Here is a 20,163-nt window from a genome sequence, read left to right on the forward strand (position 1 = left end):
TCACCGGACAGGGCAGCCAGCGGGCCGGTATGGGCCGCGAACTCTACGACCGCCACCCGGTGTTCGCCGACGCGCTGGACGCGATCCTGGCCCGTCTCGACGACGGCCTGGAACGGCCGCTGCGCGAGGTGCTGTTCGCCGCACCCGGCTCCGCCGAGGCCGCACTGCTGGACCGGACCGGCTACGCCCAGCCCGCGCTGTTCGCCGTCGAGGTCGCGCTGTTCCGCCTGCTGGCGTCCTGGGGCCTGGCCCCGGACTACCTGGCCGGCCACTCCGTCGGCGAGCTCGCCGCCGCACACGTCGCCGGCGTGCTGTCCCTGGACGACGCCTGCACCCTGGTCGCCGCCCGCGGCCGGCTGATGCAGGCGCTGCCCGAGGGCGGCGCGATGGTCGCCCTGGAGGCGGCCGAGGACGAGGTCCTGCCGCACCTGGCGGACCTCGCCGACCGGGTGTCCGTCGCCGCCGTCAACGGACCGCGCTCCGTGGTCGTCGCCGGCGTCGAGCAGGACGTGCTCGCCCTCGCCGAGACCTTCGCCGCCGACGGACGGCGCACCAAGCGCCTGCGGGTGAGCCATGCCTTCCACTCGCCGCTGATGGACGCCATGCTCGACGACTTCGCCGCCGTCACCCGCGGGCTCACCTACCACCCGCCGACCATCCCGTTCGTCTCGAACGTCAGCGGCGGCCTGGCCACCGCCGACCAGGTCTGCACGCCCGAGTACTGGGTCGGGCACGTCCGCGCCGCCGTCCGCTTCGCCGACGGCATCGACTGGCTGTCCACCCAGGGCGACGTCCGCACCTTCCTGGAGCTCGGCCCGGACGGCGTGCTCAGCGGCATGGCCCGGGAGAGCCTCACCGACCCCGCCCGCACGGCACTGCTGCCGACCCTGCGCGGCGACCGGCCGGAGGAACCGGCCCTGGTCACCGCCGTCGCCGCGGCCCACGCACACGGCACCGCCGTCGACTGGACCGCCTACTTCGCCGACCACGGCGCGCGCCGGGTGGCCCTGCCGACCTACGCGTTCCAGCGCGAGCGCTACTGGCCCGACACCACCGCCGCGGCCACCACCGCCGCCGCACCCGGCTCCGCCCTCGACGCCGAGTTCTGGGCCGCCGTGGAGCGCGACGACGTCGCCGCCCTCACCGCCTCCCTCGACCTCGACGACACCACCGTCACCGCGATGATCCCCGCGCTCACCGCCTGGCGGCGTCGCCGCGGCGAGCAGACCGCACTGGACTCCTGGCGCTACCGCGTCACCTGGAAGCCGCGCGGCGGCACCACCGCGCCCACCACCCTCACCGGCCGCTGGCTCGTCCTCGTCCCGCACGACCAGGACGAGACCACCGCCGCCTGGGCCGCCGAGGTGGAGAACGCCCTGGGCACCGCCACCGTCCGGCTGCCGGTCAGCACCCCCGACCGGGCCGACCTGGCCGCCCGCCTGGCCCAAGTCACCGACGACGAGGGCCCGTTCGACGGCGTGCTCTCCCTCCTGCCGCTCGCCACCGGCGACGCCGGCCACCCCGACGCGCCCGCCGCCCTCACCCTCACCACCGCCGCCCTCCAGGCGCTCGGCGACGCCGGGATCGACGCGCCGCTGTGGAACGTCACCCGCGGCGCCGTGGCCGTCGGCCGCGCCGACCGGATCACCGCCCCCGACCAGGCCGCCGTCTGGGGCCTGGGCCGCGCCGTCGCCCTCGAACTCCCCGGCCGCTTCGGCGGCACCGTCGACCTGCCCGCCACCCTCGACGCCCAGGCCGCACGCCGGCTGCGCGCCGTACTGGCGGCCACCGACGGCGAGGACGCGGTCGCCATCCGCCCCTCCGGCGTCTTCCTCCGCCGCCTCGCGCACGCCCCCGCAGGACCCGACACCACCCGCACCGCCTTCGACCCGGCGGCCGGCACCGTCCTGATCACCGGCGGCACCGGCGGCATCGGCGGCCACGTCGCCCGCCGCCTCGCCCGCGACGGCGCCACCCACCTGCTGCTCACCAGCCGCCGCGGACCCGACGCACCCGGCGCCGCCGAACTCCGCGCCGAACTGGAGGCGCTGGGCGCCCGCGTCACCCTCACCGCCTGCGACGCCGCCGACCGCGACGCGCTGGCCGCCGTCCTCGCCGAGATGCCCCACGACGCCCCGCTGACCGCGGTGTTCCACACCGCCGGCGTCGTCGACGACCACGTCCTGGACGCGCTCACCCCGGAGAGCTTCGCCACCGTGCTGCGCGCCAAGACCGTCGCCGCGCACCACCTGCACGAACTCACCGCCGACCGCGACCTGACCGCGTTCGTGCTCTTCTCCTCCACCGCCGGCGTGCTCGGCGCCGCCGGACAGGGCAACTACGCGGCGGCCAACGCCCAGTTGGACGCCCTCGCCGAACACCGCCGCGCCCAGGGGCTGCCCGCACTGTCCGTGGCCTGGGGCCCGTGGGCCGGCGCCGGCATGGTCGCCGACGACACCGAACTGACCGACCGGGTCCGGCGCGGCGGCTTCGAACCGCTCGCCCCCGAACCGGCCGTGCGCGCCCTGCTGCGCGCCGTCGAGCACGACGACACCACCGTCGCCCTCGCCGACATCGACTGGGAGCGGTTCCTCCGCGCCTTCGCCGCCGTCCGCCCGCAGCCGTTCGTCGCCGACCTCCCCGAGACCGCCCAGACCACCCCGGCGACCGCCACCGGTGCCGCCACCGGCCTGCGGCAGCAGCTGGCCGAACTGCCCGAAAACGAACGCCCGGCAGCCGTCCTGGACCTGCTGCGCACCCACGTCGCCGCCGTCCTCGGCCACGCCGACCCGCGCACCGTCGAGGACGACCGCGCCTTCCGCGACCTCGGCTTCGACTCGCTGACCATCCTGGAACTGCGCAACGCCCTCAACGCCGCCACCGGCCTGAGCCTGCCCGCCACCCTCGTCTACGACCTGCCCACGCCCCGCGCGATGGCGGACTTCCTCCTCGCCGAACTGCTCGGCACCCTGCCCACCGACACCACCGCCGCCCTCGCCACCACCGCCACCGACGACGACCCGATCGCCGTCATCGGCATCGGCTGCCGCTTCCCCGGCGGCGTCACCTCTCCCGAGGAACTCTGGCAACTCCTCGACGAGGGCCGCGACGGCATCAGCCGCTTCCCCGACGACCGCGGCTGGGACCTCGCGGCCCTGGGCGCCGGCGCCTCCGCCACCCTCGACGGCGGATTCCTCACCGGCGTCGCCGACTTCGACGCCCGGTTCTTCGGCATCTCACCCCGCGAGGCACTGGCCATGGACCCCCAGCAGCGGCTGCTGCTGGAGACCACCTGGGAGGCCCTGGAGCGGGCCGGCATCGACCCGGCCGGCCTGCGCGGCTCCACCACCGGCGTCTTCGTCGGCACCAACGGCCAGGACTACCCGACACTGCTGCGCCGCTCCGCCTCCGACGTGGCCGGCTACGTCGCCACCGGCAACACCGCCAGCGTGATGTCCGGCCGCCTCTCCTACGCGCTCGGCCTCGAAGGCCCCGCCGTCACCGTCGACACCGCCTGCTCCTCCTCCCTCGTCGCCCTGCACTGGGGCGGCCGGGCACTGCGCACCGGCGAGTGCGACCTCGTCGTCGCCGGCGGCGTCTCCGTCATGGCCAGCCCCGACTCCTTCGTGGAGTTCTCCACCCAGGGCGGCCTGGCCCCCGACGGCCGCTGCAAGGCGTTCTCCGACGCCGCCGACGGCACCGCCTGGTCCGAAGGCGTCGGCATCCTCGTCCTGGAACGCCTCTCCGACGCCCGCCGCAACGGACACCAGGTCCTCGGCCTGATCCGCGGCACCGCCGTCAACCAGGACGGCGCCTCCAACGGCCTGACCGCCCCCAACGGCCTGTCCCAGCAACGCGTCATCGCCCAGGCCCTCGCCGACGCCCGCCTCGCCCCCGCCGACATCGACGCCATCGAGGCCCACGGCACCGGCACCACCCTCGGCGACCCGATCGAGGCCCGGGCCCTGATCGCCGCCTTCGGCCGCGACCGGGACGCCGAACAGCCGCTGCTGCTCGGCACCGTCAAGTCCAACCTCGGCCACACCCAGGCCGCCGCCGGCGCCGCCGGCGTCATCAAGATGCTGCTGGCGATGCGGCACGGCACCCTGCCGCGGACGCTGCACGTCGGTACCCCCTCCGGCCACGTCGACTGGAGCGCCGGCACCGTCGCCCTGCTCGACGACGCCCGGCCCTGGCCCGAGACCGGACGGCCCCGGCGCGCCGGCGTCTCCGCCTTCGGTGTCAGCGGCACCAACGCCCACGTCGTCATCGAACAGCCCCCGGTCGACGACACCGCCCCGGCCACCGCGCCCGCACCGGAGAACGCCCCCGCCGTCGTGCCGTGGATCCTCTCCGGCCGCAGCCGCGAGGCGCTCCAGGCCCAACTCGACCGGCTCACCGCACACACCACCACCCACCCCGACCTCACCCGCCAGGACATCGGTCGTTCGCTGGCCACCGACCGCACCCTCTTCCCGCACCGCGCCGTGCTGCTCGCCGGCCCGGAAGGGGCGCGCGAGGCCGCCCGCGGCACCGCACCCCGCACCCCGGGACGCACCGCCTTCCTGTTCTCCGGACAGGGCGCCCAGCACGCCGAGATGGGCCACGACCTCTACCGGCACTTCCCGGCCTACGCCGACGCGCTGGACGCCGTCCTCGCCCGGTTCGACACCGTGCTGGACGTCCCGCTGCGCCCGGCGCTGTTCGCCGCGCCCGGCACCCCCGAGGCCGCGCAGCTGGACGAGACCGGCTGGACGCAGCCCGCGCTGTTCGCCGTCGAGGTCGCCCTGTTCCGCCTCGTCGAATCCTGGGGCGTCACCCCGGACTTCGTCGCCGGCCACTCCATCGGCGAACTCGCCGCCGCCCACGTCGCCGGGGTCCTCTCCCTGGAGGACGCCTGCACCCTGGTGGCCGCCCGCGCCGCCCTGATGCAGCAACTCCCGGCCGGCGGCGCCATGGTGGCCGTCGAGGCCACCGAGGACGAGGTCACCCCGCTCCTCACCGACGACGTCGCGATCGCCGCCGTCAACGGGCCCCGGTCCGTCGTCGTCGCCGGCACCGAGGACGCCGTCCGCACCGTCGCCGACCACCTCGCCGCCGAGGGCCGCCGCACCCGGCAGCTGCGGGTCAGCCACGCCTTCCACTCGCCGCTGATGGACCCGATGCTGACCGAGTTCGCCCGGGTCGCGGGGACCCTCACCTACCACGAGCCGCGCATCCCGTTCGTCTCCACGCTCCTGGGCGCCCCGGCCGCGGCCCAACTGCGCACCCCGGACTACTGGGTGCGGCACGTCCGCGAGACCGTACGGTTCGCCGACGGCGTGCGCGCCCTGCACGACGCCGGCGCCACCGCCTTCGTGGAGATCGGCCCGGACGGCGTGCTGTCCGCCCTGGCCGAGCAGACCCTGGACACCGCCCCGGCCGTGGTCGTGCCGCTGCAACGCCGCGACCGCGCCGGGGAACTGGCCCTCCTGGAGGGCCTGGCCACCCTGCACGCCCACGGCGCCGGCCCGTCCTGGGCCGCCTACTTCGAGGCCACCGGCGGCCACCGGACCGACCTGCCCACCTACGCCTTCCAGCGCGAACGGTTCTGGCCCGAGCCCGGCGCACCCGCCGCCACCGCACCGGACCCGGCCGACGCCGCCTTCTGGACGGCCGTCGAACGCGCGGACGTCGAGGGCCTGGCCGCCTCGCTCGGCCTGGACGGCGACACCGTCACCGCGATGGTGCCGGCGCTGTCCGCCTGGCGACGCCGGCACGGCGCCGAGACCGCCGCGGCGGCCTGGCGCTACCAGGAGACCTGGACCCCGCTGCCGGCACCGGACGCCACCGCACCGGCCGGCCCCGCCCTGCTGCTCGCCCCGGCCGGACACACCGAAGCGGCCTGGGTGACCGCCGTCGCCGACGCGCTTGGCACCGACACCGTCACCGCCGAACCGGCCACCCTCGAAGAGCAGTTGACGACACCGGACGCCGGTGGCTGGTGCCTCGTCGTCTCCCTGCTCGCCGCCGCCTCCGACACCCTTCCCGACGACGCGGCCCGGCCCGCCGCCCTCCTCGCCACGCTGGCGGAGGCCGGCATCGACGCACCCCTGTGGTGCGTCACCCGCGGCGCCGTCTCCGTGGCGGGTCAGCCCCCGACCGCCCTCGGTCAGGCCGCCCTGTGGGGACTCGGCCGGGTCGCCGCGCTGGAGCACCCGGAACGCTTCGGGGGCCTGGCGGACCTGCCCGTCGACCCCGACGACCACACCGCCGCACTGCTCGCCGCGCACCTGGCCGCACCGGGCACCGAAACCGAGATCGCCCTCCGCGCCACCGGCGTCCACGGCCGCCGCCTGACCCGTACCCCCGCCGACCCCGACGGCGCCATCTGGCGACCGACCGGCACCGTGCTGGTCGTCGGCGGCACCGGCGCCATGGGCGGCCACACCGCCCGATGGCTGGCCCGCGAGGGCGCCCGCCACCTCGTCCTGGCCCACCCCGAGGGCACCACGACCCCCGCGGCCACCGAGGCCCTCACGGCCGAACTGACCGCGCTCGGCGCCCAGGTGACGCTCACCGCCTACGACACCACCGCACCGGAGGACTGGGCCGCACTCCTCGACGCGCTGCCCGAGGACGGCCCCCTCACCGCCGTCGTCTACGCGGCCGAGGACGACGCCACCGCCGACACCGCGGCCGACCTCACCGCCGCCCTCGCCCCCGTCACCGCCCTCGGCGCCGCGCTCGCCGGCCGCCCCCTGGACGCCTTCGTCCTCTTCGGCTCCATCGCCGGGGTCTGGGGCGTCCGCGGCCGGGCCGCCGAGGCCGCCTCCGGCGCCTACCTCGACGCCCTCGCCCGCACCTGCCGCGACCGCGGCACCCCGGCCCTGACCGTCTCCTGGGGCGCCTGGACCGAACTGGCCGACGCGTCGCTCGCCGCCCACCTGCGGATGAACGGCCTGCCGGTGATGGACGCCGACACCGCACTGACCGCCCTCGCCCGGGCCGTCGCCGAGGGCACCGCAGCCGAGACCGTCGCCGACGTCCGCTGGGAGACCTTCACCCCCCTCCACCACGAGGCCCGCCGCACCGCCCTGTTCGACACCCTGCCCGAGGCCCGCACGGCACTCGCCGAGGCCGCCCGGGACCGCGCCGAGGGGCGGACCGCCGCCGGCGACTACGGCCGATGGCTGGCCGAACAGCCCGCCGCCGACCACGACCGCATCCTGCTCGACCTCGTCACCGACAAGGCCGCCACCGTCCTCGGGCACGCCGACCACGGCCTGCTCGAACCCGACCTGCCCTTCCGCGACCTGGGCTTCGACTCGCTGACCGCGGTGGACCTGCGCAACCAGCTCACCGCGGCCACCGGCCTCGCCCTGCCCGCCACGCTCGTCTTCGACCACCCCAACCCGGCCGCCCTCGCCGCCCACCTGCGCACCGAACTCCTCGGCGAGGACACCGAGTCCGCCGCCGTGGTCGCCGCCCCCGTCGCCACCGGCGACGACCCGGTCGTCATCGTCGGCATGGCCTGCCGCTACCCCGGCGGCATCACCTCGCCCGAGGACCTGTGGCAACTGGTCAGCGACGAGATCGACGCGGTCGGCGACTTCCCGACCGACCGCGGCTGGGACCTGGCCGCGCTCGCCGGCGACGGCCCGGGCCGCAGCGCCACCGCCCAGGGCGGATTCCTCTACGACGCCACCGACTTCGACCCCGGCCTGTTCGGCATCTCGCCGCGCGAGGCGATGGTCATGGACCCGCAGCAGCGGATCCTGCTGGAGACGTCCTGGGAGGCCCTGGAGCGCGCCGGCATCGACCCGGCGACGCTGCGCGGCAGCGGCACCACCGGCGTCTTCGTCGGCGGCGGCTCCGGCGACTACCGCCCGCCGGCGGAGATCGGACAGTGGCAGACCGCCCAGTCCGCCAGCCTGCTCTCCGGACGCCTCGCCTACACCTTCGGCATCCAGGGCCCCACCGTCTCCGTCGACACCGCCTGCTCCTCGTCGCTGGTCGCCCTGCACCTGGCCGCACAGGCCCTGCGCGCCGGCGAATGCTCGATCGCCCTGGCCGGCGGCGTCACCGTGATGGCCACCCCCGTCGGATTCGTCGAGTTCAGCGCCCAGGGCGCCCTGTCGCCCGACGGCCGCTGCCGCGCCTTCTCCGACGACGCCAACGGCACCGGCTGGTCCGAAGGCGTCGGCATGCTCGTCGTCGAACGGCTCTCCGACGCCCGCCGCAACGGCCACCGCGTCCTGGCCGTCCTCCGCGGCTCCGCCATCAACCAGGACGGCGCCTCCAACGGCCTGACCGCCCCCAGCGGCCCCGCCCAGCAGCGCGTCATCCGCCAGGCACTCGCCAACGCCCGCCTCGCCCCCGCCGACATCGACGCGGTCGAGGCGCACGGCACCGGCACCACCCTCGGCGACCCCATCGAGGCCCAGGCCCTGCTCGCCACCTACGGCCAGGACCGCGAACGCCCCGTGCTGGTCGGCTCGTTGAAGAGCAACCTCGGCCACACCCAGGCCGCATCCGGCGTCGGCGGCGTCATCAAGATGGTCCTCGCCATGCAGCACGGCCAACTGCCGCGCTCCCTCTACGCCGAGAACCCCAGCTCGCACGTCGACTGGACCGCCGGCAACGCCCGCCTGCTCACCGAGCGCACCCCCTGGCCCGACGCCGACCGGCCGCGCCGCGCCGCCGTCTCTTCCTTCGGCGCCAGCGGCACCAACGCCCACACCATCCTGGAACAACCGCCGCTCGACGAGCTCCCCGCGCGGCCCGCGGACGACGGCGCCCCGCTGCCGTTCCTGCTCTCCGGCCGCTCGCAGAACGCCCTGCGCGCCCAGGCCCGCCGCCTGCTGGCCCACCTCACCGCACACCCCGACACCCCCGCCACCGACCTCGCCTACTCCCTGGCGACCACCCGGGCCGCCTTCGAGCACCGGGCCGCCGTCACCGCCACCGACCACGACGGCCTGCACACCGGTCTCACCGCCGTCGCCGAGGGCACCACCGCACCGCAGACCGCCGAACACCACCTCCAGCGCACCGGCAAACGCGCCGTGCTCTTCTCCGGCCAGGGCTCCCAACGCCTGGGCATGGGCCGCGAACTCCACGAGCGCCACCCGGTGTTCGCCGAGGCCTTCGACGCCGTACTGGCCCGCCTGGACAGCCACCTGGACACCCCCCTGCGGGACGTCGTCTGGGGCGCCGACGAGGAGGCGCTGAACGCGACCGGACACACCCAGCCCGCCCTCTTCGCCGTCGAGGTCGCGCTGTACCGCCTGGTCGAATCGTGGGGCGTCCGGCCCGACTTCGTGGCCGGCCACTCCGTCGGCGAGCTCGCCGCCGCCCACGTCGCCGGCGTCCTCTCCCTGGACGACGCCTGCCGCCTGGTCGCCGCCCGCGCCGCCCTGATGCAGCAACTCCCCACCGGCGGCGCCATGATCGCCGTCGAGACCACCGAGGACGAGATCACCCCGCTGCTCACCGACGGCGTCTCCCTCGCCGCGGTCAACGGCCCCACCGCCGTGGTCCTCTCCGGCACCGACGACGCCGTGACGGCCCTGGCCGACACCCTCGCCGAACGGGGCCGCCGCACCACCCGGCTGAAGGTCAGCCACGCCTTCCACTCAGCCCTCATGGACCCGATGCTGGAGCGCTTCCGCACCGTCGCCGAGGGCCTGGAGTACCACCCGCCGCGCCTTCCCGTGGTCTCCAACCTCACCGGCGACGTCGCCGCCACCGAGGACCTGTGCACCGCCGACTACTGGGTGCGCCACGTCCGCGGCACCGTGCGGTTCGCCGACGGCGTGCGCACCCTGACCGACCGCGGCGTGCACCTCTTCCTCGAACTCGGCCCGGACGCCGTGCTGTCCGCCATGGCCCGGCAGAGCGCCCCGGACGCCGTCGTCGTCCCCGCCCTGCGCCGCACCCGCGGCGAGGAGGAGACCCTGGTCGCCGCCCTGGCCCAGCTGCACGTCCACGGCACGGGGCCGCGCTGGGACGCGTACTTCGCCGGCCGCGGCGCCCGGTGGCTGGACCTGCCGACGTACCCCTTCCAGCGCGGCCGCTTCTGGCCGGAGGTCATCCCCGGGACGGCCGCGGCCGCCCCGGCGGCCGGAGCGCCCGCCGAGAACGACGCGGCCTTCTGGGACGCCGTCGCACAGGAGGACTTCACCGCATTGGAATCCGTACTCGATGTGGAGAGCGACACCCTCTCCAAGGTGCTGCCGGCCCTGATGGACTGGCGCAGCCGCCAGGCCGACGAGTCCCAACTCGCAAGCTGGCGCCACCGGATCGTCTGGAAGCGGCTCACCGGCGCCGCCGTCGCGCACCGCAAGGCGCTCAGCGGCACCTGGCTGGCGGTCCTCCCCGAGGGCCTTGCCGACGACCCCTGGGTGACCACCACCCTCGACGGCCTCGGCACCCACCTCGTGCACCTGGAGGCGGCCACCGCCGACCGGGCCGCACTGGCCGACGCGATCCGCGCCCACACGGCCGACGGCACCCGCCTCGGCGGCGTGGTCTCCCTGCTGGCCCTGCGCGAGGAGCTGACCGGCGCCGTACCCGAGGGCACCGCCCTGACCACCGCCCTCCTCCAGGCCCTCGGCGACGCCGGCGTCGACGCCCCCCTGTGGTGCGTCACCCGCAGCGCCGTCTCCGCCGGCCGCACCGACCGACCGCACCGCCCGCTCCAGGCCGCCCTGTGGGGCCTCGGCCGGGTCGCCGCGCTGGAGTACCCGCAGCGCTGGGGCGGCCTGGTGGACCTGCCGGAGGAGCCCGACGAGCGGTCCGCGGCCGGCCTCGCCGCCGTCCTGGCCGGACTGGACGGCGAGGACCAGGTCGCCGTCCGCGGCACCGCGCTGCTCGGCCGCCGCATGGTCCCGGCCCCCGCCCGCAATCCCTCCGCACCCTGGAACCCGACCGGTACCGTCCTGATCACCGGCGGCACCGGAGCCCTCGGCGCACACGTCGCCCGCCGCCTGGCCAAGGACGGTGCCGCGCACCTCGTCCTGCTCAGCCGGCGCGGCCCCGACGCCCCCGGCGCCGCCGAACTCCGCGCCGAACTCGACGCGTTGGGCACCGCCGTCACCATCGCCGCCTGCGACGCCGCCGACCGCGACCAGCTGACCGCCGTCCTGGACGCGCTCCCCGCCGACCGGCCGCTGACCGGCGTGGTGCACGCCGCCGGCGTCCTCGACGACGGCATCCTGGACCGGCTCACCCCCGAACGCTTCCAGGACGTCTTCCGCGCCAAGGTCACCTCCGCCCTGCTGCTGGACGAACTGACCCGCGACCGCGACCTGGCCGCCTTCGTCCTGTTCTCCTCCGCGTCCTCCGCGGTCGGCAACCCCGGCCAGGCCAACTACGCCGCCGCCAACGCCGTCCTGGACGCCGTCGCCGAACAGCGCCGGGTGCTCGGCCTGCCCGCCACCTCGGTCTCCTGGGGTGCCTGGGGAGGCGGCGGCATGGCCGACACCGACGGCGCCGACGAGGCCGCCCGGCGCGCCGGCGTCGGCGCCATGGACCCGCACCTCGCCGTCGAGGCGCTGCTGCGCCTGGTCGCTGAGAAGGAACCGACCGCCGTCGTCGCCGACGTGGCCCTGGACCGGTTCGCCGGCGCCTTCGGCGGCGCCCGGCCCAGCGCGCTGCTGCGGGAGATCCCCGGCTACCGCGAGAGCCTCGCCGCCCAGGCCGAGGCGGAGACGGCGGACGGCGGCCTGGCCGCCCGGCTCGCCGCACTGCCGCCCGCCCGCCGCCCGGACACCGTCGTCGACCTGGTGCGCACCCGCGCCGCACAGGTGCTCGGCTACCCCGACACCGACGCGGTCGGCGCCGAACGGACCTTCCGCGACCTGGGCATCGACTCCCTCGGCGCCGTCGAACTGCGCAACCAACTCGGCGCAGCGACCGGCCTGAGCCTCCCGGCGACCCTGGTGTTCGACCACCCGACCCCCGCGTCCATGGGCGCGTACATCCTCGACCGGCTCTTCCCCGACGAGCCGGCCGCAGCCGAGGACGAGAGCGAGATCCGGGCCCTCCTGGCCACCGTGCCGCTGGACCAACTGCGGGAGATCGGCGTGCTGGAGCCCCTGCTCCAACTCGCCGGACGCGGCGGCCGGGCCGCGGAGGACGACGACGGCGAATCCGTCGACTCGATGACAGTGGCAGACCTGGTGCGGGCCGCGCTCAACGGCCAGTCCGACCTGTAGCGCGATTGATGGAGCAGACGATGAACGCGCCCGAGAACCCCGACAACACCGTAGTCGCCGCGCTCCGCGCCGCGGTCAAGGAGACCGACCGGCTCCGGCGGCAGAACCGGATGCTGGTCGCCGCGGCCAAGGAGCCGATCGCCGTGGTCGGCATGGCCTGCCGCTTCCCCGGCGCCGTCAACTCCCCAGAAGCACTCTGGGAGATGGTCGCCGACGGCACCGACGTGATCTCCGGATTCCCCGAGGACCGCGGCTGGGACCTCGACGCGCTGCGCAACAGCGGCACCGACGCCCGCGACACCTCCGTCAGCCAGCGCGGCGGATTCCTGGACTGCATCGCCGACTTCGACCCCGGCTTCTTCGGGATCTCCCCGCGCGAGGCGGTCACCATGGACCCCCAGCAGCGCCTGCTGCTGACCACCGCCTGGGAGGCCGTCGAACGGGCCGGTATCGACGCCACCACTCTGCGCGCCACCCGCACCGGCGCGTTCATCGGCACCAACGGACAGGACTACGCCTACCTCCTCGTCCGCTCCCTGGACGACGCCACCGGCGATGTCGGCACCGGCATCGCCGCCAGCGCCGCCTCCGGACGCCTCTCCTACACCCTCGGCCTCGAAGGCCCCGCCCTCACCGTCGACACCGCCTGCTCCTCCTCCCTGGTCGCCCTGCACCTGGCCGTCCAGGCCCTCCGCAACGGCGAATGCGGTATGGCGCTGGCCGGCGGCGTCAACGTGATGGCCACCCCCGGCTCACTGGTCGAGTTCAGCCGCCAGGGCGGACTGGCCCGCGACGGCCGCTGCAAGGCCTTCGCGGACGCCGCCGACGGCACCGGCTGGTCCGAGGGCGCCGGCATCCTCCTGCTGGAGCGGCTCTCCGACGCCCAGCGCAACGGCCACCCGGTGCTCGCCGTGGTCCGCGGCTCGGCCGTCAACCAGGACGGCGCCTCCAACGGCTTCACCGCCCCCAACGGCCCCGCCCAGCAACGCGTCATCCGCCAGGCGCTGGCCAACTCCGGCCTGACCACCGGCGACATCGACGCCGTCGAGGCGCACGGCACCGGCACCCCGCTCGGCGACCCCATCGAGGCCCAGAGCATCCTCGCCACCTACGGCCAGGACCGCACCGCACCGGTGCACCTCGGCTCCATCAAGTCGAACATGGGCCACACCCAGGCCGCCTCCGGCGTCGCCGGCGTGATCAAGATGATCATGGCGATGCGGCACCGCACCCTCCCGCAGACCCTCCACGTCGACCAGCCCTCCACCCACGTCGACTGGACCTCCGGCGCCGTCGAACTCCTCACCGAGACCCGCCCCTGGCCCGAGACCGGCCACCCGCGCCGCACCGGCGTCTCCTCCTTCGGCGTCAGCGGCACCAACGCCCACGTCATCCTCGAACAGGCCCCGGACACCCCCGCCCCGGCCACCGGCACCACCCCCTCCCGCACCCCGCGGGCCCTGCCCTGGCTGCTCTCCGCCCGCACCGAGGCCGCCCTCCGCGACCAGGCCACCGCACTCCTCGCCCACCTCGGCACCGGCACCACCCACGCCGCCCTGGACACCGCGTACTCCCTCGCCACCACCCGCGCCGCCCTGGAACACCGGCTCGCCGTCGTCACCGACCCCGACGGCACCACCGGCCGGGACGCCCTGGCCGCCTGGCTGGCCCACGGCACCGCCCCCGACACCCACGAAGGCCACCCCGCCGGCCGCACCCGCTGCGCCGTCCTCTTCTCCGGCCAGGGCGCCCAACGCCTGGGCATGGGACGTGAGCTGCACGCGGCCTTCCCGGTGTTCGCGCAGGCCCTCGACGCCACCCTGGACCTGCTCGACGTCGAACTGGGCGGCTCCCTCCGCGAGGTGATCTGGGGCACCGACGACGCCCCGCTGAACGAGACCGGCCACACCCAGCCCGCCCTGTTCGCCGTCGAGGTCGCGCTCTACCGCCTCGCCGAATCCTGGGGCGTCACCCCGGACTTCGTCGCCGGCCACTCCATCGGCGAACTCGCCGCCGCCCACGTCGCAGGCGTCCTCTCCCTGGAGGACGCCTGCCGCCTGGTCGCCGCCCGCGCCACCCTGATGCAGGCACTCCCGGCCGGCGGCGCCATGGTGGCCGTCGAGGCCACCGAGGACGAGGTCACCCCGCTCCTCGCCGACGGCATCGCGATCGCCGCCGTCAACGGACCGACCTCACTCGTCGTCTCCGGCGAGGAGAGTGCCGCCCTCGCCCTCGCCGCCCGCCTGACCGAACAGGGCCGCCGCAGCACCCGGTTGAAGGTCAGCCACGCCTTCCACTCCCCGCTGATGGACCCGATGCTGGCCGAGTTCCGCGCGGTCGCCGAGGACCTGGACTACCACGAGCCGCAGATCCCGGTGGTCTCCAACCTCACCGGCGCGATCGCCGATGCCACCCTGCTCGGCTCGGCCGACTACTGGGTCCGGCACGTCCGCGAGGCCGTCCGCTTCGCCGACGGCGTGCGCACCCTCGCCGACGCCGGCGTCGGCCTCTTCCTCGAACTCGGCCCCGGCGGCACCCTCGCCGCCCTCGCCCAGCAGACCGCCCCCGACGCCGCCACCGTCCCCGTCCTGCGCACCGACCGCCCCGAGGAGCCGGCCGCGGTCGCCGCACTGGCCCGTCTGCACACCGCCGGCGTACCCGTCGACTGGCCGGCCTTCTACGCCGGCACCGGCGCCCGCCGCACCGACCTGCCCACCTACCCGTTCCAGTACGCACGCTACTGGCCCAAGACCACCTACCGGCCCGCCGACGCCACCGGCCTCGGCCTGGCCGCCGCCGACCACCCCCTGCTCGGCGCCGCCATGTCCGTCGCCGGCTCCGACGAACTCCTGCTGACCGGCACCCTGTCGCTGACCACCCACCCGTGGCTCGCCGACCACGTCGTCGGCGGCATGGTCTTCTTCCCCGGCACCGGCTTCCTCGAACTGGCCGTGCGCGCCGCCGACCAGGCCGGCTGCGACCGCGTCGAGGAACTGACGCTCGCCAGCCCGCTGATCCTGCCCGCCACCGGCGCCGTCCAGGTCCAGATCGCGGTCGGCGCCGCCGACCAGGACGGCGCCCGCGAACTGCGCTTCTTCAGCCGGCCCGGCACCGACCAGGACGCCGACTGGACGCAGCACGCCACCGGCCGGATCACCGACGGCGCACACCTCCTCGCCCTCGACACCACCACCTGGCCGCCCCGCGACGCCGAACCCCTCGACATCGACGGCCTCTACGGCCGCTACCGCGCCAGCGGACTCGACTACGGGCCCGTCTTCCGCGGCCTGCGCGCCGTCTGGCGCCGCGACACCGAGATCTTCGCCGAGGTCGCGCTGCCCGAAGGCGTCACCGACGCCGACGCCTTCGGCCTCCACCCCGCCCTCTTCGACGCCGTCCTGCACAGCACCCTCTACGCCTCCACCGGCGACCGCAGCCTCCTGCCGTTCGCCTGGAGCGGGGTGTCCCTGCACGCCTCCGGCGCGACCGCACTGCGCGTGCGGATCACCAGCTGCGGCACCGACGCCGTGGAGATCATCGCCACCGACCCGCAGGGCAGCCCGGTCATCTCCGTCGAAGCGCTGACCCTGCGCGCCGCCGGCCCTGACACCGGCACCGACGCCCGCCGCGACGACGTCAACTCCCTCTTCCGCATGGACTGGACGCCCCGCACCGTCCACGCCCCCGCCACCCCCGCCACCTGGGCCGTCCTCGGCGACGACGGGCTCGGCCTGACCGCCGCGCTCACCGCCGCCGCCCCCGACACCGTCGCCGGCCTCCCCGCCCCGCTCGCCACCCTCACCGAACTCACCGCCCACGGCGACCGGCCCGTGCCCGACATCGTCGCCGTGCCCCTGCGCGGCGACACCGACCGCGGACCGGCCGCCGCCCACGCCCTGACCCGCACCGTCCTGGAACTGCTCCAGCAGTGGCTCGCCGAGGACCGCTTCGCAGGCTCCCGGCTCCTGCTCGTCACCCGCGGCGCGGTCGCCGACGGCACCCGCGCCCCGCTCGACCTGGCCGCCGCCCCGCTCTGGGGCCTGATCCGCACCGCCCAGTCCGAGAACCCCGGCCGCCTGCTCCTCGTCGACCTCGACGACACCGCCGCCTCCGCCGCCCAACTCCCGCTGCTGCCCGCCCTGTTCGACACCGACGAACCCCAGGCCGTGGTCCGCACCGGCACCGTCCGCGTCGGCCGGCTCGCCCGCCTCGACTCCGGACCGAGCCTCGTCCCCCCGCCCGGCACACCCTGGCGACTGGGCAGCCGCGCCAAGGGCAGCCTCGACGGCCTCGCCCTGCTGCCCCACCCCGAAGCCCACCGGCCGCTGGCCGGCCACGAGGTCCGCGTCGAGATCCGCGCCGCCGGCCTGAACTTCCGCGACGTCCTCAACGCGCTCGGGATGTACCCCGGCGACGCCGGCCTGTTCGGCTCGGAGGCGGCCGGTGTGGTCACCGAGACCGGACCGGGCGTCACCGGACTCGCCCCCGGCGACCGCGTCATGGGCATGCTCTTCGGCGGCTTCGGACCGCTCGGCATCGCCGACGCCCGCCTCCTGACCCCCGTCCCCGAGGACTGGTCCTGGGAGACCGGCGCTTCGGTCCCGCTGGTGTTCCTGACCGCGTACTACGCCCTGAAGGAGCTGGGCGGTCTGCGGCCGGGGGAGAAGGTGCTGGTGCATGCCGGTGCCGGTGGTGTGGGCATGGCCGCGGTCCAGATCGCCCGCCATCTCGGTGCGGAGGTCTTCGCCACTGCCAGTGAGGGCAAGTGGGAGGTGCTGCGCTCGCTGGGCGTGGCGGACGACCACATCGCCTCGTCCCGGAGCCTGGACTTCGAGACGGCGTTCGCCGCCGTCGCCGGCGACGGCGGGCTGGACGTCGTCCTGAACGCGCTGTCCGGGGAGTTCGTGGACGCCTCGATGCGGCTGCTCGGCGACGGCGGACGCTTCCTGGAGATGGGCAAGACCGACATCCGCGCCGGCGACACCGTCCCCGACCACCTCACCTACCACTCCTTCGACCTCGGCATGGTCGACCCCGACCACATCCAGCGGATGCTGCGCGCCCTCGTCGACCTCTTCGACCGCGCCGCCCTCACCCCGCTGCCGGTCCGCAGCTGGGACGTGCGCCGCGCCGGCGAGGCGTTCCGCTTCATGAGCCTGGCCCAGCACATCGGCAAGATCGTGCTGACCGTGCCGCGGTCCCTCGACCCCGACGGCACCGTCCTGATCACCGGCGGCACCGGCGGCCTGGCCGGCCTGCTCGCCCGCCACCTCGTCACCGCACACGGCGCCCGCCACCTGCTGCTCGCCGGCCGACGCGGCCCCGACGCGCCCGGCGCCGCCGACCTGGCCGCCGAACTGACCGCCCTCGGCGCCGACGTCACCCTCGCCGCCTGCGACGCCGCCGACCGCGACGCCCTGGCCGCACTGCTCGCCACCGTGCCCGCCGACCACCCGCTCACCGCCGTCGTGCACACCGCCGGCGTGCTGGACGACGGCATCCTCACCGCCCTCACCCCCGACCGCCTCGCCGCCGTCCTGCGCCCCAAGCTCGACGCCGCCTGGCACCTGCACGACCTCACCCGCGACCACGACCTGGCCGCGTTCGTGCTGTACTCCTCGACCTCCGGCGTCATGGGCGGCCCCGGCCAGGCCAACTACGCGGCCGGCAACGTCTTCCTCGACGCACTCGCCGCCCACCGCCACGCCCACGACCTGCCCGCCACCTCGCTGGCCTGGGGCGCCTGGGAACAGGGCGCCGGCATGACCGGCGAACTGACCGACCACGACCTCCACCGCGTCAGCGACGCCGGCGGCCTCCCACTGCTCTCCGCCGAACGCGGCCTCGCCCTCTACGACGCCGCCACCGCCACCGCCGAACCCCTGGTCGTCCCCCTCGGCCTCACCGGCGGCGCACTGCCGGCCGCGGCCGGCATCCCCGCCGTCCTGCGCGGCCTGGTCCGCAGCACCGGCCGCCGCGCCCGGGCCGGCTCCGCCGGCGTCTCCCGCGCGGGCCTCGCCGAACGCCTCGCCACCCTGCCCGAGGACGAACGCCCGCCGTTCCTCGTCGAGTTGGTGCGCACCGAGGCCGCCACCGTCCTCGGCCACGGCTCCGCCGACCCCGTCGACGCCCGACGCGAGTTCCGCCAACTCGGCTTCGACTCGCTGACCGCCATCGAACTGCGCAACCGGCTCGGCAAGGCCACCGGCCTCACCCTGCCCGCCACGCTCATCTTCGACTACCCCACCCCCGAGCAGCTCGCCGCCTACCTCCACGACGAACTCCTCGGTGCCGACGCCGCCGTGACCGTCACCGCGGCCGCACCGGCCCCCGCCGCGGACGACGACCCGATCGTCATCGTCGGCATGGGCTGCCGCTTCCCCGGCGGCGTCGGCTCCCCCGAAGAGCTGTGGGACCTGGTGGCCGCCGACACCGACGCGATCACCGGGTTCCCCGCCGACCGCGCATGGGACCGCCACCCCCTGCTCGGCGGCGCCCCCGGCGCCCTCTCCGGACAGGGCGGATTCCTCCGCAACGTCGCCGACTTCGACGCCGAGTTCTTCGGCATCTCGCCGCGCGAGGCCCTCGCCATGGACCCGCAGCAGCGCATCCTCCTCGAAGTCGCCTGGGAAGCCGCCGAACGCGCCGGCATCGACCCGCACACCCTGCGCGGCAGCTCCACCGGCGTGTTCATGGGCGTCAGCGGCCAGGACTACGCCGGCCTGGTCATGCGCTCGCGCGACGACATCGCCGGCCACGCCACCACCGGCCTCGCCGTCAGCGTCGTCTCCGGCCGCCTCGCCTACGCCCTCGGCCTGGAGGGCCCGGCCCTCTCCGTCGACACCGCCTGCTCCTCCTCCCTGGTCTCCCTGCACCTGGCCGCCCAGGCACTGCGCGCGGGGGAGTGCACCATGGCCCTGGCCGGCGGCGTCACCGTCATGACCACGGCCGCCAACTTCACCGGCTTCTCCCGGATGGGCGGCCTCGCCCAGGACGGCCGCTGCAAGGCGTTCTCCGACTCCGCGGACGGCACCGGCTGGTCCGAGGGCGCCGCCGTCCTCGTCCTGGAGCGCCTGTCCGACGCCCGGCGCGCCGGCCACCGCGTCCTCGCCGTGGTCCGCGGCTCGGCCGTCAACCAGGACGGCGCCTCCAACGGCCTGACCGCGCCCAACGGCCCGTCCCAGCAGCGCGTCATCCGCCAGGCCCTGGCCAACGCCGGACTGGCCCCGGCCGACGTGGACGCCGTCGAGGCGCACGGCACCGGCACCCCGCTCGGCGACCCCATCGAGGCCCAGGCCCTGATCGCCACATACGGCCAGGACCGCAACCCCGAACACCCGCTGCTGCTCGGCTCGATCAAGTCCAACATCGGCCACACCCAGGCCGCCGCCGGCGCGGCCGGCCTGCTCAAGATGGTCCTGGCCATGCGCCACGGCACCCTGCCGCGCTCCCTGCACATCACCGAACCGTCCTCGCACGTGGACTGGTCGAACGGCACGGTCCGCCTGCTCACCGACCAGACCGCCTGGCCGGAGACCGGTCGGGCCCGTCGCGCCGGCGTCTCCTCGTTCGGCATCAGCGGCACCAACGCCCACATCATCCTGGAACAGGCACCGGCCGAACCCCGGCCCGCAGCCGGCGAGACCCGGCCCGCACCGACCGTGGTCGCCTGGCCCGTATCCGCCCGCACCCCGGCCGCCCTCGACGCCCAACTGGACCGCCTGCGCACCGCCAGCACCCTCCCGCCCCTCGACACCGCCCACTCCCTGGCCACCGGCCGCTCCCTCTTCGAGCACCGGGCCGTGCTGCTGGCCACCGCGGACGGCGTCACCGAGGCCGCCCGCGGCGAGGCCGGCGAACGCCGCACCGCCTTCCTCTTCTCGGGGCAGGGCGCGCAGCGGCTCGGCATGGGACGCGAACTGCACGCCGCCTTCCCGGAGTTCGCCGAGACCTTCGACGCGAC

At 75.8% G+C, this 20,163-nt stretch carries 2 protein-coding genes (1 of these 2 cut by a window edge); both read left to right on the plus strand.

From position 1 onward, the window contains the following. Nucleotides 1–12,200: the final stretch of a type I polyketide synthase gene (locus tag ACIQE0_RS25040; protein WP_402336107.1), read on the plus strand. The gene continues 16,216 nt to the left of window position 1, outside the view; only the last 12,200 of its 28,416 coding nucleotides appear in the window; the start codon falls outside the window, past its left edge; its stop codon occupies nt 12,198–12,200. A gap of 20 nt (nt 12,201–12,220) precedes the next feature. Continuing rightward, a partial coding sequence (locus ACIQE0_RS25045) for an SDR family NAD(P)-dependent oxidoreductase (RefSeq protein WP_402336110.1) occupies nt 12,221–20,163 on the plus strand: 7,943 nt, incomplete at its 3' end.

Source organism: Streptomyces sp. NPDC093097, assembly GCF_044754325.1.
In the GTDB taxonomy this organism is placed as follows: Bacteria; Actinomycetota; Actinomycetes; order Streptomycetales; family Streptomycetaceae; genus Streptomyces.